The sequence below is a fragment of the Nafulsella turpanensis ZLM-10 genome (genome assembly GCF_000346615.1).
Classification (GTDB): Bacteria; Bacteroidota; Bacteroidia; order Cytophagales; family Cyclobacteriaceae; genus Nafulsella; species Nafulsella turpanensis.
In genome coordinates this window covers 37057-52959 of sequence record NZ_ANNU01000006.1, presented here as the reverse complement: position 1 = coordinate 52959, position 15903 = coordinate 37057, and the positions used below count along the sequence as shown (strand labels likewise).

14 protein-coding genes are annotated in these 15903 nt (G+C 47.6%); 3 read left to right on the top strand and 11 right to left on the bottom strand.

Translation table 11 applies throughout. The features are described 5' to 3' along the window. Positions 1–59: 59 nt before the first annotated feature. A complete protein-coding gene (gene aspS / locus F752_RS0102985; RefSeq protein WP_017730246.1) occupies positions 60–1829 on the bottom strand; it encodes an aspartate--tRNA ligase in 1770 nt (589 codons plus the stop codon). Between the two features lie 224 nt (positions 1830–2053). Between aspS and F752_RS0102975 the strand changes: the two genes are divergently transcribed. The 3 genes from F752_RS0102975 to F752_RS0102965 all read left to right on the top strand — a co-directional run bounded on the left by F752_RS0102975 (position 2054) and on the right by F752_RS0102965 (position 3798). Continuing rightward, positions 2054–2623 (top strand): hypothetical protein, encoded by a 570-nt coding sequence (locus F752_RS0102975; RefSeq protein WP_017730244.1) that lies wholly within the window; start codon positions 2054–2056, stop codon positions 2621–2623. A 1-nt stretch (position 2624) separates the two neighbouring features. Continuing rightward, a complete protein-coding gene (locus F752_RS0102970) occupies positions 2625–3077 on the top strand; it encodes a nucleoside deaminase (protein WP_017730243.1) in 453 nt (150 codons plus the stop codon). A gap of 115 nt (positions 3078–3192) precedes the next feature. Continuing rightward, positions 3193–3798 (top strand): superoxide dismutase, encoded by a 606-nt coding sequence (locus F752_RS0102965; protein WP_026135475.1) that lies wholly within the window; start codon positions 3193–3195, stop codon positions 3796–3798. A gap of 136 nt (positions 3799–3934) precedes the next feature. On the opposite strand, the gene uvrB is transcribed toward F752_RS0102965, so the two are convergent. The 10 genes from uvrB to rfbC all read right to left on the bottom strand — a co-directional run bounded on the left by uvrB (position 3935) and on the right by rfbC (position 15879). Beyond that, entirely contained in the window at positions 3935–5977 is a 2043-nt protein-coding gene (gene uvrB, locus F752_RS0102960) for an excinuclease ABC subunit UvrB (RefSeq protein WP_017730241.1), read from the bottom strand. Positions 5978–6229: 252 nt separating this feature from the next. After that, positions 6230–6973 (bottom strand): shikimate dehydrogenase family protein, encoded by a 744-nt coding sequence (locus tag F752_RS0102955; protein WP_026135474.1) that lies wholly within the window; start codon positions 6971–6973, stop codon positions 6230–6232. A 4-nt stretch (positions 6974–6977) separates the two neighbouring features. Continuing rightward, positions 6978–7919: a DUF368 domain-containing protein gene (locus F752_RS0102950; protein WP_017730239.1), complete on the bottom strand. Its 942-nt coding sequence runs from the start codon at positions 7917–7919 to the stop codon at positions 6978–6980. 130 nt (positions 7920–8049) lie between these two features. Further along, the gene (locus F752_RS0102945) at positions 8050–8817 is read right to left on the bottom strand and encodes a phosphosulfolactate synthase (protein ID WP_017730238.1); all 768 of its coding nucleotides are present in this window, start codon (positions 8815–8817) and stop codon (positions 8050–8052) included. Between the two features lie 9 nt (positions 8818–8826). Next, a complete protein-coding gene (locus tag F752_RS0102940) occupies positions 8827–10224 on the bottom strand; it encodes a tetratricopeptide repeat protein (protein ID WP_017730237.1) in 1398 nt (465 codons plus the stop codon). A 94-nt stretch (positions 10225–10318) separates the two neighbouring features. Further along, positions 10319–11290, bottom strand: a complete 972-nt coding sequence (locus tag F752_RS0102935) for an SDR family NAD(P)-dependent oxidoreductase (RefSeq protein WP_017730236.1) — start codon at positions 11288–11290, stop codon at positions 10319–10321. Beyond that, positions 11287–12027 carry a tyrosine-protein phosphatase gene (locus F752_RS0102930; protein WP_017730235.1) on the bottom strand — a complete coding sequence of 247 codons (741 nt, stop codon included), beginning with the start codon at positions 12025–12027 and terminating at the stop codon, positions 11287–11289. Before F752_RS0102930 ends, F752_RS0102935 begins: the two co-directional genes overlap by 4 nt. 83 nt (positions 12028–12110) lie before the next feature. After that, positions 12111–14471 (bottom strand): GumC family protein, encoded by a 2361-nt coding sequence (locus F752_RS0102925; protein WP_017730234.1) that lies wholly within the window; start codon positions 14469–14471, stop codon positions 12111–12113. Positions 14472–14505: 34 nt separating this feature from the next. Then, positions 14506–15297, bottom strand: a complete 792-nt coding sequence (locus F752_RS0102920) for a polysaccharide biosynthesis/export family protein (protein WP_017730233.1) — start codon at positions 15295–15297, stop codon at positions 14506–14508. Between the two features lie 9 nt (positions 15298–15306). Then, complete coding sequence (rfbC, locus tag F752_RS0102915; protein WP_017730232.1) at positions 15307–15879, bottom strand: dTDP-4-dehydrorhamnose 3,5-epimerase; 573 nt, start codon at positions 15877–15879, stop codon at positions 15307–15309. Positions 15880–15903: the final 24 nt, after the last annotated feature.

Sequence of the window (15903 nt, the reverse complement as noted above, 5' to 3'; positions counted from 1 at the left end):
AGTTAGAGGTTAGAAGATAGAAAAAGTCTATTCAACTTCTAACCCCTAATTTCTATCTTCTAACTTCTGTTGTTCCTGGCTTCTTCTCTTAGCTTCAGGTCGAGCTCTTTCAACTGCTCTTCGCTGATGGGGCTTGGGGAGTCGATCATTACATCGCGGCCACTGGTATTTTTCGGGAAGGCAATGAAGTCGCGGATGCTGTCTTTGCCGCCCATAAGTGCACAGAGGCGGTCGAAGCCAAAGGCAATACCACCGTGCGGAGGAGCACCATATTCGAAGGCATCCATCAGGAAGCCAAACTGCTTGCGGGCTTCTTCTTCGGTAAAGCCGAGGAGTTGAAACATTTGCTGCTGCAGACCGCGGTCGAAGATACGGATAGAACCACCGCCTACTTCTACGCCATTAATCACCATATCATACGCATTGGCGCGTACGGAGCCGGGGTCATTTTCCAGCTTGTCCATATCCTCTGGCTTGGGAGAGGTAAAAGGGTGGTGCATGGCATGGTAGCGCTTCGTTTCCTCATCGTACTCCAGCAGCGGGAAGTCCAGTACCCATAGCGGCTGGTACTCGTCAGGCTTGCGAAGGCCGAGTTCACTGCCCATGTGCAGGCGCAGCTCATTCATGGCCCTGCGGGTATGACTGGTGTCGCCGCTCAGTACCAGCAGCAGGTCACCAGGCTTCGCTTCCATTTTATCAGCCCAGGCTTTTAAATCTTCCTCACTGTAGAATTTATCGACCGACGATTTAAAGCTACCATCGCTGTTGTACTTCACATACACAAGGCCTTTGGCACCAATCTGCGGGCGTTTTACATAGTCGGAAAGGGCATCGAGCTGCTTGCGGGTATAATCGGCGCAGCCTTCCGCTTTAATCGCCACCACCAGTTCGGCCTGGTCGAATACATTAAAGCCTTTGTTCTGCGCCAGCTCGTTCAGCTCCACGAATTCCATACCGAAGCGGATGTCCGGCTTATCGGAGCCATAGAGTCGCATGGCATCGGCATACTGCATGCGTGGGAATTCCTTAAACTCCACACCTCTTACTTCCTTAAACAGGTGGCGGGCCAGTCCTTCGAAGGTATTGAGAATGTCTTCCTGATTCACAAAGGCCATTTCGCAGTCTATCTGCGTAAACTCCGGCTGGCGGTCAGCACGTAGATCTTCGTCGCGGAAGCATTTTACAATCTGGAAATAGCGGTCGAAACCACTTACCATCAGCAGCTGCTTAAAAGTCTGGGGCGATTGCGGCAGGGCATAAAACTCGCCGGGATTCATGCGGCTGGGTACCACAAAGTCGCGTGCCCCTTCGGGAGTAGATTTGATCAGTACCGGCGTCTCCACCTCCATAAACTGCTGGGCATCGAGGTAACGCCGGGTTTCCTGCATCATGCGGTGGCGCAGCTCAAAGTTTTTGCGGACGATATTGCGGCGCAGGTCGAGGTAGCGGTATTTCATCCGCAGGTCTTCACCTCCGTCAGTCTCGTCTTCTATCAGGAAGGGAGGGGTTTTTGACTTGTTAAGGATGGTGAGCTCCTTTACCCGTATTTCCACATCGCCGGTAGGGATGTTAGGGTTTTTATTGTAGCGCTCCACCACCTCTCCGGTGGCCTGCAGCACATACTCGCGATGTATTTTTGAGGCCTGCGCCAGTATTTCGGGGCTACTGACACCTTCTTCAAAAATAAGTTGGGTAACGCCATAGCGGTCGCGGAGGTCAATCCACACCACGCCGCCCTTATCGCGGACGGTTTGCGACCAGCCACATAAGGTTACTTCTTTTCCTTTATCTTCGAGGCGCAGTTCGCCGCAGGTATGAGTTCTTAACATGTAAGCAGAATTCTGTGTCAGTAAAAAATGTTTATATGTCAAAGTTAGCAGAAGAAACGCTTTCTTAAAATTGATTAACCCCCTGATTCGCTTTTTTTCTGAAGATTCTTCTGATTCTGGTCCTGAAAGGGAAGGAGTGCTGCGGTTTCTGTACTTCAGAGGCGTTTGGCGGACTTGTACCGCCTGCGTATTTTTGTATCTTACAGATAAGGAAAAATAAGTTAATGAAGAAGATCAAAATATTTTCGCTGCTGGCTATTTGTCTGCTGGCGATGAGCTTTCAGCAGCCGGGCCGTCTGCAGCGGGTAAAAGTGACTGATGGCATTAGTGTAAAGCTTCCCGAGAATTTTACGCTTGTGCCGGAAGAGGCGCTGAGCGAAAGATATATCTCTACCCGCCAGCCCATTGCTCTCTATACCAGCCCTAACGGACAGGCGGAGTTTGTGATAAATGTTTCCAACAATCAATGGCAGCACTTCGACCTTCCGCTGGTAAAAGACTTTTACAAGGCCTCCCTGGGCGGCCTGTATTCCGATATTGATTTTATGAAAGAAGAAACCACCGAAACCGATAAAATGCCGGCAGCGGTATTTGAATATATTGGTTCAGGCCAAAGTGAGGAAGGTGTTATCCGGAAGAGTGAGGGCTTTAGTAAATATACTTATATCGCCTATGTGCTGGTGGAAGGAAAAGTGGCTATATTTTCTTTTACCGCCCCGGCTAAGGAAAAAACAATATGGGCTCCGGTGGCAGCAGAGATAATGGAGTCGCTGAAGCTTAAAAAAACACTCTGAGATGTTATCGGTTTATACGGATGAGCATTTTATGCGCGAGGCCCTGAGGCAGGCACAGCAGGCTTTTGAAGAAGGCGAAGTTCCGGTTGGGGCCGTGGTGGTATCGAACAATAAAGTTATTGCCCGCGCCTATAACCAGACGGAACGCCTGAATGATGTTACCGCTCATGCGGAAATGCTGGCCCTGACGGCGGCAGCCAATTATCTGGGCGGCAAATACCTGAGCGATTGCACCTTGTATATAACGCTGGAGCCCTGCAATATGTGCGCCGGCGCCCTCTACTGGGGCCAACTTAAAAAACTGGTAATCGGGGCTTCCGATGAGCAGCGGGGCTACAGCCGCATGACACCTTCTCTACTTCATCCTAAAACAGAAGTGGTGAGTGGGCTGCTGGAGGCGGAATGTAAAGCTCTCGTGGATGACTTCTTCCGGCAGTTGCGGAAAAAGCGCTAAGGGGTTGCGTTTGTTATGTGCATGTTTTACCTTCGGTGCTTTACACAGTCCCGCTTTTTAAGCAGACTTTTTTATATTTTTGAATCATTGTTTAACCTTTTAATAATTTTTACATATGGCATTTGAACTTCCATCCTTACCCTATGCGTCTGATGCGCTTGAACCACATATCGACAAGCAGACCATGGAAATCCACCATGGTAAGCATCATAAGGCGTACACCGATAAGCTGAACGCAGCCATCGAAGGCAGCGATATGGCGAACAAATCTATCGAAGAAATTCTGAAGAACGTAAAAGGCAATACCGCAGTACGCAACAATGGCGGTGGTTATTACAATCATAATCTGTTCTGGAGCGTAATGGGCCCTAATGCAGGCGGACAGCCTTCTGGCGCTCTGGCTGAAGCTATCAACAAGAAATTCGGCTCTTTCGACAAGTTTAAAGAAGAGTTTGCCAATGCTGCCGCTACCCGTTTCGGTTCCGGCTGGGCATGGTTAATTGTAAAAGACAATGGCGAAGTAGCCGTTACCTCTACCGCCAACCAGGACAACCCATTAATGGATGTTGCCGAAGAAAAAGGCACCCCTATCCTTGGTCTTGATGTATGGGAGCATGCCTACTACCTGAAGTACCAGAACAAGCGCCCTGATTACATCAGCGCATTCTGGAATGTGGTAAACTGGGATGCTGTGTCTAAAAGATACGAGCAGGCGAAATAGTAGCAGAGACGAGACGGGAGACGTGAGATAGGAGACTTTCGTTCTCTTGCTTAGCAAAAAACAAGAGAGGCTTTTCTGACAAAGGAAAGCCTCTTTTTTTTGCCCTTATCTCATTCTCACGTCTCAAATCTCCCGTCTAAACGGCCTTCTCCTCTTTCATCTTCTTCAGGTCTGTCAGCTCATCGCGCAGGCGGGCGGCCTCCATAAAGTCAAGTTCTTTGGCGGCTCTCTCCATTCTTTTCTGAGTTTCCTTGATGAGTTTCTCCAGCTGGTCTGCATTCATATAGGCCACGACAGGGTCGGCGGCAACAGACATGCCTTCCTCAGGGCCGGCATAGAATTTCTTCTGTTTGCCCACTTCCTGCTTTTTAGAGTCAGCTACTTTTGTCTGGCCAAGAATCGATTCGCGTGATTTTAATACGGTAGTTGGCGTAATGCCATGCTCGGCATTGTACTCCATTTGGATGGCACGGCGGCGGGTGGTTTCGTCTATCGCCTTTTGCATCGAATCCGTTACTTTATCGGCATACATAATCACATAGCCATTGGCGTTACGGGCGGCACGGCCGATGGTTTGCACCAGGGAACGTTCGTTCCGCAGGAAGCCTTCCTTATCGGCATCCAGAATGGCTACGAGCGACACTTCCGGAAGATCGAGGCCCTCGCGGAGCAGATTTACCCCTATCAGCACATCAAATTCTCCCAGGCGCAACCCACGGAGAATTTCTACACGGTCAAGCGTCTTTACCTCTGAGTGGATATAGCGGCAGCGAATATTGGCCCTTTCCATAAATTTGGTTAGTTCTTCGGCCATGCGTTTTGTGAGCGTTGTTACCAGTACCCGTTCATTTTTTTCTGTCCGTTTATCGACTTCCTGTAGCAGGTCATCGATCTGGTTCAGGCTGGGGCGTACGTCAATTATCGGGTCGAGCAAGCCGGTAGGGCGAATAATCTGCTCTACGACTATACCTTCCGACCGGCGGAGCTCATACTCGGCAGGGGTGGCACTCACGAAGATGGTCTGGTTCATCTTATCTTCAAACTCGTTGAAGGTCAGCGGCCGGTTGTCCATGGCCGATGGGAGGCGGAAGCCATAATCGACCAGGTTAATTTTACGGGCACGGTCGCCCCCCCACATCGCCCGCACCTGCGGAACCGTAACGTGGCTTTCATCGATAATCATCAGGTAATCGTCCGGGAAGTAGTCGAGCAGGCAGAAGGGGCGGGAGCCTGGCTGGCGGCGGTCGAAGTAGCGGCTGTAGTTCTCCACGCCGGAGCAATAGCCCAGCTCCCGAATCATTTCCAGGTCAAACTCCGTGCGCTCTTTTATGCGGGCAGCCTCCAGCAGGCGGCGATCCTTCTCAAACATGGAAATCTGGTCGGTAAGGTCGTACTGTATTTCCTTTATTGCCTGCTGCAGCACATCCTTGCCGGTTACGAAGAGGTTGGCCGGAAAGATACTGATAAGTCGCTCATCAGATATCTTTTTGCCACTTTCCGGATCAATACGCTGAATAGCCTCTACCTCATCGCCCCAGAAAATGATGCGGTAGGCAAAGTCAGCATAGGCCACAAAAATATCGACCGTATCGCCTTTTACCCTGAAGTTGCCCCGCTTGAATTCGCCTTCCGTTCGGCTGTAGAGAATATCGACCAATGAAAAGAGGAACTGGTTACGCGGAATACGGTCACCTTCCTGAACCTTGATTACATTTTTTCCGAACTCCTCCGGGTTTCCGATACCGTAGATACAGGAAACAGAGGCCACCACAATTACATCGCGGCGGCCCGAAAGGAGTGCCGAAGTAGCACTGAGGCGTAGCTTCTCAATCTCTTCATTAATGGCCAGGTCCTTTTCAATGTAGAGGTTAGAGGTAGGAATAAAGGCCTCCGGCTGGTAGTAATCGTAATAAGAGATAAAATATTCGACTGCATTATCGGGGAAGAACTGCTTAAACTCGCCATACAGCTGGGCGGCGAGGGTTTTATTGTGGCTCAATACCAGGGTAGGCTTATTTACCTGCTGAATAACATTGGCGGCGGTAAAAGTTTTGCCGGAGCCTGTTACCCCCAGCAGTACCTGCGACTGCTCCCCGGCATTAAGGCCCTGCACGAGCTGCTGAATGGCTACGGGCTGGTCGCCGGTGGGTTCGTAATCAGAGACTAATCTAAAATCCATATATAATGTGCTGATTTGCTGATGCGTAAATGTGCTAAAAACCACTTGGTGACACATTTTACTGAGTGGCCGAAGCTTAATTTTACGTCAGTTCAAGTTAGTGATTTTTCATCAAGGGCTAAAAGGCCTTCATTCAGAACAAAAAAATGAGCAAAAGTGTGCACTCCTCCCAAAAATATTAGGATTAATTCAGCCATTTGAGTTTTATAAGTTCAGAGAACCCACACGTTAGCCTATTCCAACATCAGTACATCAGGAGTTCCAGATTTCCCAGGCCTTTTCTGCCTGTAGCTGCAGCATTTCCAGTCCGTTCTTTACCTGTGCCCCCTGGGCTTCACCTAACTGCATAAAGCGGGTTTTGGCAGGGTTGTATACCAGGTCATAGAGAAAGTGCTGATGGGTGAGGAGTTGGTAATCGAGCGGAGGGGCCTCTTCAGTATGGGGGGCTGTCCCCAAGGGGGTTGTATTGATTATCAGCTGGTGTTCCTTTAACAATTCTGGCTGAGCTTTTAGGGCCTGATAGCTCAGCAGCTGCGGCCCGGCCGTTCTGGAAACAAGTTGAAAAGGGATGTTCAAATCCTTTAAGGCGGCGCTAACAGCTTTGGAAGCACCTCCAGTTCCTAAAACGAGTGCCTGCAGTTCTCTCCTGCTCTTTGGCAGCCATTGCTCGAGCGATCGCTTAAAACCAAAGTAATCGGAATTATAGCCGGTAAGCCTCCCGTTTTGCAGGCGGATGACATTGACGGCACCTACTTTTTTAGCGCTCTCCTCCAGTACATCAAGGTAAGGAATTACAGCCTGCTTATGGGGGATGGTTACATTCAGTCCCTCCAGTTCAGGGAGGCAGTCCACAAGCGATTTAAAACCTGCGATTTCAGGCAGCTCGAAAAGCTCATAACGGGCATCTGCAATATCTTCCCTGTTAAACTTCTCACTAAAATACTTTTTAGAGAAAGAGTGGCCGAGGGGATATCCAATTAAACCAAACAGGCGCATAATATTATTTTTCAGGGCCAACCTTATCGGCCGCTATTTTTTCGATGGCTACAATCATAAAAATGCCAAGGGCCATGAACAAAACTGCCGATAGTACTAATGGGTCCTGTCCGGTCACTTCCGCATAAACAGTAGGGCTTACACTTTCCTCGACCACTGCTTTCCGAACGCCGTGGCTGTCTACCCGGTACAGTAGCGCTTCCTTCCATGGCCATACCTTATTTAAGGAACCGACCATAAAACCTGCCAGCAGGGCCACGGCCATATTGTAGTAACGGTCGAGCAACCACGAAATCAGGCGTACAAAACTGAGCAATCCTGTAGCGCAGCCCAGTGCAAAAACAATAATAACGCTAAAGTTAAGGTCGCGAAGGGAGCTGAGGATATACTCGTACTTACCAAAGAGGAGCAGAATAAAGGCTCCTGAGATGCCGGGAAGTATCATGGCGCAAATGGCTACGGCTCCTGCAATAAAAATAAACCACAGGTCGGTAGGCGTTTCGGCCGGAGCGGCAATGGTGATATAATACGATATTCCAATGCCTATTAAGCCAAACAGCGCGACCCAGATACTCCACTTCCTGATTTCTTTAAACACCAGTATGGCCGAGATGATGATGAGCCCGAAAAAGAAGGACCATACCTGTATAGGATAGGTTGCCAGCAGGTACACAATTAGTTGGGCCAGTGTTAGTAAACTGGTAACAATGCCACCAAGCAGTACCACCAGAAAGGTGCCGTTAATATGTTGCCAGAAATCTTTAAGGCGTTTCGCCTTTAAAAGCTCCAGGGCTTCTACATCGAAAGACTTAATGGTATCCAGGAGCTCCTGGTAAATGCCGGTGATAAAAGCAACCGTACCGCCCGACACACCCGGAACAACATCGGCTCCGCCCATACCTATACCTTTCAGATACAGAAGAAAGTAATCTTTAAAAGTTCTCATGCAGAAATAATTGCCAGTCCGGAAGAATGATATATCCGGTAAAATTAGCGAAGTTTTAAATCAGAAAACAGCAATAAATGATACAGGCTTCCCCTGTGGAGAGAAGCCTGTTTATAAATAGATTCTGCTATTATTTTGTTTCGGAAAGGAAATGGCTAAAAGTATCGCCACGCAATCCAAGGCGGATGGTCTCCAGCGGAATCACTTCATTTGGAGCGATATTTCCAAGGTTTACATTGGCGCCCAGCAATTTAATAAACCACACCTGCTGAGACTTTTGCGGAGCCTCCCAGATAATTTTTTCGAAAGGAATTTTGGTGAGAATTTCTTCTACCAGGCCGGAGCGTACCTCCCCACTGCTGCGGAAGAGCCCAACATTTCCTCCTTCGCGCGCTTCACCAATTACCTTCCAGGCACCGGCATCCAGCTCCGCCTGCATCAGGTTAATCCATTTGTAAGGCGGAATGATTTTATCGGCATCTTTAGAGCCTACCTCTGAAAGTACTGTTACCTGCTCAGATAGCTGGCGGATATACTCACACTTCAGCTGGTGGTCCAGTTCAATAGAGCCGTCCGATACCTCGGCATGCGTTAGTTCGAACTCGTCCAGGATACGGCGGTAGTCGTCGAACTGGTTACGGGCGATAAAAGCCTCGAAGAGCGTGCCGCCAAAGTACACTGGTATATTTGCTTCTCTGTATACCCGGAGTTTCTCCTTAAGGTTTGGTGTTACAAAGGAGGTGGCCCATCCCAGTTTTACAATATCTACATATTCGCTGGACATGCTCAGGAAGTCTTCTACTTCCCTTATGCTCAGGCCTTTATCCATTGCCATGGTAAAGCCAAAATCCCGCGGTTTCTGTGTCCTGTCAGGGATTTGCGCTAATTGGTAATTCATGCAAATGCTTTATTTTCTAAATTGGTCAATGATCTTGTACAGTGCTTTTTGGGTCTCCTGCTTAGGGAAGAAGTCAAAAAGCAAGGTATGCTTGTCAAAGTCCAAAATTAAAGCATTTTCCAGAAAATTAAAGGCTTCCTTATATTTACCTGCAGAAATTAAATAAACAGCCGCCCGGTAATTGAGTTCGGCATTATCCGGCAGCTCGTCCAGGCCAGCTTTTACAATAACCAGTGCTTTATCAAACTCATTCTGCTCATAGTAAATTAAAGACCAGTCGAGCCAGATGCCCGGGTTGCAGGGGTCATGCTGGCTGGCTTCCTGGTAAGCATCGAAGCTGGACATGATATTACCTATCTTGTACTCTGCTTCGGCCAGCGTTTGCCAGTACAGCGGGTTATTATTGTCGTACTTTAGGGCCCTGGTAATAAAGTGGATAGACTCGTAGGCCCGGTTCTGCTGCATCATGCAGGAGCCTATGCCAAACCAGGCCTCATCGTAAAGGCCGTCCATTTTGGTAGCCTTCTGGTAATATTTTACGGCCATATCGTAAGTGCCCAGCTTTTCATAGGCGGCACCAATACAGCAGTAGGTTTCGGCACTGGGGCCTTCGTTCTTATGTGTGTTTTTGTAAGATTCCAGTGCATCGGAATAGCGGCAGAGGTTCATGAGCGAGTTGGCCATATTAAAGTGGGCCGAAGCAAAGCGCTCATTAATGGCAATGGCAAACTCATAGGCTTCCACCGCCTCGTCGAAACGGGCCAGCTTATTGTAGATAATGCCAATGTTATACCAGGCATAATAGGAATAAGGGTCGCGGTCGATAAACTTCTGATAGTAAGAAAGGCTGCTTTCGAGCTGGCCGGTTACATCAAGGCAGTAAGCAAGTTCGTAGAGCGAGTTCTCATGATTGATGTTTAGCTCAATAGCCGATTTGTACTGACTGATGGCTTCTTCATACTTGCCAAGGCTCTGGTAGGTAAGGCCAATCTGGTAGTGCACCTCATCCTTATCGGCCGAGAAAATAAGTGCCTTTTCATAAAGGGCAATGGCCTCGTCGTACCGGCCGCAATGCGAGAGGATGTTGGCTTTTAATGAAATTACCTCGGAGTCGTTGGGCTGCAGGGCTTCCGCCTCCTCCAGTATTTCCATCGCCTCGGTATATTTTTCCAGATGCGTAAGAATCTGAATTTTTAAACCCAGGATTTCTGTAGAGAAAGGGTATTGTTCGCTGGCCCTGGTGCAGGCCTTAATTGCTTTTGGCCATTTGCCATTATTGATATAGAAACTAATAATGGTTTCGTAAGCCTCCAGTTCAAAATAAGAATTATCAGCACTATTCAGCTCCTCTTCGAATTTTCTGATTAGCTCCTTCTCTTCTTGTCTTCTTTTATAGTTCTCTGCCATTCCGTTTTCAACCTTTAATTCTTATCATCTAAGATAGCACATTCAATGCCAGAAATAACAGAGGGCGTAATAAATTAGGCCTAATTGAAGCATTTCAGGCTTTTAACTGCTGACAAGTCCAGCGGATACTTTCTTCAAGAGGAATAAATTGATAGTCAAGTGTTTGGCGGATCTTTGTGTTATCGAAAATCAGCTGCTGCTGCGCAAGTTTTAGGGTTTCTTTCGTAATAACGGGCTGTTCTCCCATTAGGCGCGATCGCAGTCCTTCGAAATAATAAGCGGCTTGTAAGAGGTAAGAATTTACCTGAACAGAAGGGGCTTTTTTGTGCAGGTATTTAGCGGCAAGTTCGAAAAAGTGCCTGTAAGAAATATGGCCGGCAGAAAGGATGTAGCGCTCACCTGCCTTTAAAGCTCCTTCGAGGGCCAGAAGGGTGATATTAGCCACATCGCGGGCATCTATGTAATTCATGCAACCCCTTGTATAAAAAGGCCTTTGCTCGTTTACATACTTAAACACCTGCATGCTGCTTTGGTCCCACGGACCTGGAGCGAGTACGAGAGCAGGATTTAAGATTACTACTTCCAGGCCTTCCACACCTCCGCGAAATACCTCCATTTCGGCCAGGTGCTTGCTAATGCCATAAGCGGTATGCTCATCGGCCTCCGACCATTTAAAGTTCTCAGTTATTTTGCCGGCTTTAGCGGAACGTCCTATGGCAGCCACAGAGCTGATATGAACAAAGGTGCTGATGTTTTGCTGCAGGGCTACATTTACCAGGTTGGCCGTTCCTTCCTGGTTTACCTTCATGAGCTTATCGGCATCCTTAGCATGATAAGAGACCATGCCTGCACAATGAATAATTTTACTGCAGCCTTTTAAGCCTTCCTGCAGGGAGAGGATGTCCAGCAAATCGCCCTCAACCCATTCAATTTTTGCTTCAATATCCTGAAGAAGGGCGAGATTGCTGTTCTTTCGCTTCATTGCCCGTACAGCATTGCCCTCCTGAACCAGCTTCCTGCAAATGTAACTGCCAAGCAATCCGCTGGCACCGGTAAGAAAAATCATGAATCGAGTAAAGAGTTATTGAGCAAATCCAGTGTGAGCAATTTATCGAAATATTTCTTATTAATCGAATCCGACAGGCTTTCCATATGGCGGATGTTGTGCATATCGCTGCCTACGAAGCTGATGAGCCCGTCGTCGATGAGCTTTTCGGCTGTTTTTTTTGCCATGGGCGAGTAGTAGCCGGAGAGGGAATTGAGGTTGAGCTGCAGGAGCGCTCCTCTTTCGGCGATATCGCGGGCCATCTGGTAATTTCCCTGTATATAAGAATACCGCTCCGGGTGGGCAAAGATGGGCTTAAGTCCCTGCGACTGCATTTTGAATATAGCGTCGAACAGAATAACGGGCTGGTTTATAAAGCCGGTTTCGAACAGAATATAATTTTTGCCGAAAGTCAGTAGCTGCTCAGGCTTATCCAGCAGGGCATAAAACTGCTCGTCGAGGTAATATTCGGCGGCAGCGTTTATTTCTATATCCAGCTGTTGCTGCCTTGCTGCCTCCTGTAATTCCTCCAGTTTCTGGCGGATAATGGCCGGTGTATTCTGGTAAAAATCGCTCATGATATGGGGCGTGGTAATTACCTTTCGGTAGCCCAAATCGCGGAAGTGCGTTAAAAGCTCCAGCGATTCCTCCAGCGACTTTGCGCCATCATCGATGCCTGGCAGCAGGTGGGAATGAATATCCACACTTAAGGGCGCAACGCTGGTTCTTTTCTTTTTCTTCTTTAAAAAATCTAGCAAAATATGTTTCAGGAATTTTAATTTTAGAGAATAGAAAACAAAAATAATAAGGAAGCTTTCAGGTGCCAGCCACCAGCAGCTACTTATTTATCCTCATAGTACCCGCTGCCATAGCCATAGCCGTAACCGTAGGCATACCCTTTTCCATGCTTTTCTCCGTTCAAAATAACGGCCATATTCTGAAATTGATTGATGGTTGTCAGGCGGTTTAAGGTTTTAAAGAAGGATTTTTTTGAATATTCTGCCTTAAACACATAGAGCGGTAAATCTGCCTTCTTCATAATCAGGATACCGTCTGTTACCAGGCCTACCGGGGGTGTATCAATTACAATCACATCGTAGCGGGTTTTAAGGGCCGCCAGTAGCCGGTCAAAATCTCCATTCATTACCAGTTCCGAGGGGTTGGGAGGCATAGGGCCGGCAGGTATATAATCGAGTCCTGTAATACTGCTGGTTTGTACACAGTCCTCAATATTATGCTTCCCAATAAGCACTGTGCTGAGGCCTTTTTCAGAATTCTCTCCGCCAAAGGCCTGGTGCACTTTAGGTTTGCGCATATCGAGGTCGAGTACTACCACCTTTTTTCCGGAGAAGGCAATAATACCAGCAAGGTTAATGGTAACAAAAGTTTTGCCTTCGCCACTTACAGTGGAGGTGACAGATATTACCCTGTTCTGCTGCCTGGCTGCCAGAAAATCCATATTGGTGCGGATAGAGCGCATGGCCTCACTAAAGGATGATTTTGGATTTTCGGCGACTATTAAACTTGCGTGTTGTTTTTTTATCCGGGCAGCCGGGAGGGCGCCCAGTACTGTTACCGCACTTAATCGCTCTACTTCGCTAATATTGGTGATCTTATTATCAAGAAAATAGCGGGTACCAACAAACATGAGGCTAAGGAACAAGCCTGCCATTAGTCCAATGCCATTAATCATCAGCTTGTCAGGCGAAATAGGCGACGCCGGCAGGCTGGCAGATGAAAGTATTTTAAAATCCGTAGTAGTACCGGCACTGGCAATCTCAAATTCAATTTTGCGCTCCTGCAGGGTAAGAAGAAAGCCTATCAACTGCTGGTAGTTTCGTTCAATGCGGTTAAATTCCGTTCCTTTCGAAGGGAGCTGCACAAAATTAGCCTGCAGCGTTTCCCGGCGCTCTTCCAGCTTATTCAGCTGTTCCTGAAGTTGTAGCTGGTAAAGTGCTACTGCCTGGTAGAGCTCTTCCTTCAGTAAATTTAGCTCTTTCTGCTTTAGCTGATAGGCTTTTGTATTTTCATTATACGATTCAAGGAGCAGCCTGCTTTCATCTGCCAGTTCATTCACCTTTTCCAGCTTTTCTGTAATGGACGGTGGGAGCAGTGGTTCGCCTGTACTGCTAAAACTGCCTTTATGGAGGGAGGAGTTGTTTTTTGCTTGCTGTTCGATATTGTGGAGGGCACTGAGCTGCCTCCTTATTTCAACCCGCTGACTGTCTATTTGCAGCATGAAGCCGATGGTTTTATTGATATCGCCAGTCAGGTTAGTTGTTCGGTTATCGATGGTAAAACTCTCGAAATAGTTTTCGTAATCTTCCAGTTTGGCCTCAGTTTCTTTTAGCTGGGCATTTAAGAATTCAATTTTATTAACATTGGCCCTGTTCTTTTCCTCTTCTGTATAGCGGAGGTAAAGATTGCTCAGCACATCGACCAGCACACGCGCCTTTTGGGCATTGTGATCGGTGAACGAAACATTAATTGTTTTGGCACTAAGGTTTAGTACCTGAACTTCCAGCTTATCGCGTAAATATTGTATAAGCGCATTGTCGCTGTTGAGGATAAAGTAGTAAGGATCCTTGCCGGTTTCTGTAGTATAAATATCCGTCGGCACCAGTACCAGGTCGAGGTAAGGAGTTTGTACCTTTTCGCCAAAGCGGTAACGTTGACTAAATTCCTGTCCGTTTGCGTCAAAGCGGAGCTGGTAATAATCTTTATCGAGGAGGTCGACAAAGATTTTCTTATTAAAGAAAGTTTCGTCTTTTACCAGGTACTGAATTTCGAAAGGGGCGCTGCGGTATTTTTCGTCATCTAATATTTTACCTTCTGTAAAATAGCTCACATCAAGGTCGAGTGCCTGAATAACCTGGGTAAGGAAAAGCTTTGAGCGGATTAATTCAATTTCTTCAGACATTCCGCTGACATTCCGGCTGGAGGGAGGATTTTGCATTTCCTGAAAGCCGAAAACCGCTGCCTCACTCTTTATATCCAGCTGCAGTACCGACTCCGATTTATAAAGAGGCTTGGTGTAGCGGATAAAAAGATAGGAAGCCAGTACACAGAAGATGAAAATCCCCAGTACGTAGGGCAGGCTCTTGCGCACTACACTAATGAGCTTCTCCAGGTCCAGATTGCTTTGGCTGCTGTTTTGCTCATCGGGTATTTCGGTCCGAAAATTGAACTCGCTCTCTTTCAACTTTATAAAAGTTTAGTAATGGACCCCAACAGGCTCAGGGATTCAAATTTACAATAATCACCAGCAGGGTCAGTGCACTGGTTACAAGACTTACAACCGGAGTTATATCCCGAATAGTTTCCGTAAGTACCTTTCGCATAGGCTCTACATATACAATATCGCCGGAATGTACCTGCAGGGATGCCTGCCGCATTCCTTCTATAGTACTTAAATCAATGAGCTGCACCTGTGGATTATCCAAATCGCCGCTGATAAGGCGGATGTTATAGGCCTTTCCTTTGCCTGCTATACCGCCGGCCAGGGCCAGTACCTCCAGCAGGCTCATATTTTCGTTAGGCAATGGAATTACCATGCCGCCGGTAGCTCCCAGTACCACCACCCGTTTATTGACGAAGCTGGTAAGAACAAAAGACTCTTTATAATACTCGTTGTAGGCCCGGGAAAGAACACTGTCGGCCTGCGGGAGGGTATAGCCTTCCAGCTCAATTTCGCCTATCATCGGAAGCTTTACAAGCCCGTTTTCCTGTACCAGGTATTTAGGGGAGCTGCGGTTTTGCTGAGCCTGGCCTGTGCCGGCACCTAATTCCCGCATCAGGGCAAAATCGGGATCAATAATACGCTCGCCTTTATTGGTGTAAACGGCTACTTCCAGCAGGTCATCTGGCTGTATGGTGTAATTCCTTTCGGCCTCCGCCACTTCCATCTTTAACATTCCGGGCTCCAGGTCCTCTACCCGGAGCATTATATCCTGTTTATAGGCTCTGCAGGAGCCCGCGAGGCCGGCAATAAGTCCAAAACAAATAAGTCGGAAGATAAACTTTGTCATACACATTCCTTAAAGGCCCCGGGCAAATTCTTTAAATGTAGGAAGCTGCAGGTCTTTTTCAGACAGTAATGGCTCCCCGATGGCCGTGCCTCCAGGTGCGGGCCATCCGGGTGCAGACCAATCAATGTTCAGGTCCGGGTCATTCCACAGAATACCCGATTCGGCGGGTTTATCGTAGTAGTCGTTGCACTTATAGAGCAGTATGGTATCTTCCAGAGCCAGAAAACCATGGCCAAAGCCTTCCGGAATATAAAACATTTTATGCTCTTTATCATCCAGTACCGTTTTATAATGCTGGCCGAAGGTGGCCGAATCCTTCCGAAGGTCTACTGCCACGTCGAGCACGCTTCCCTTTATTACCCTGATAAGCTTGGCCTGCTGGCTGGGCGCTTTCTGGAGGTGAATACCTCTCAGCACACCTCTTGAGGAAAAGGACTGGTTGTCCTGCACAAAATTGTCTTTGATGCCTAATTCCTTTAATTTTTTATATTGATAAGCCTCGAAAAAGAGTCCCCGCTCATCGTGCAAAATGTTTGGGTATATTTCCAGTAGTCCTTCGATTGGCGTTTTTTTAAGGCGCATGGTTTATAATTTTCTGAGTATTTA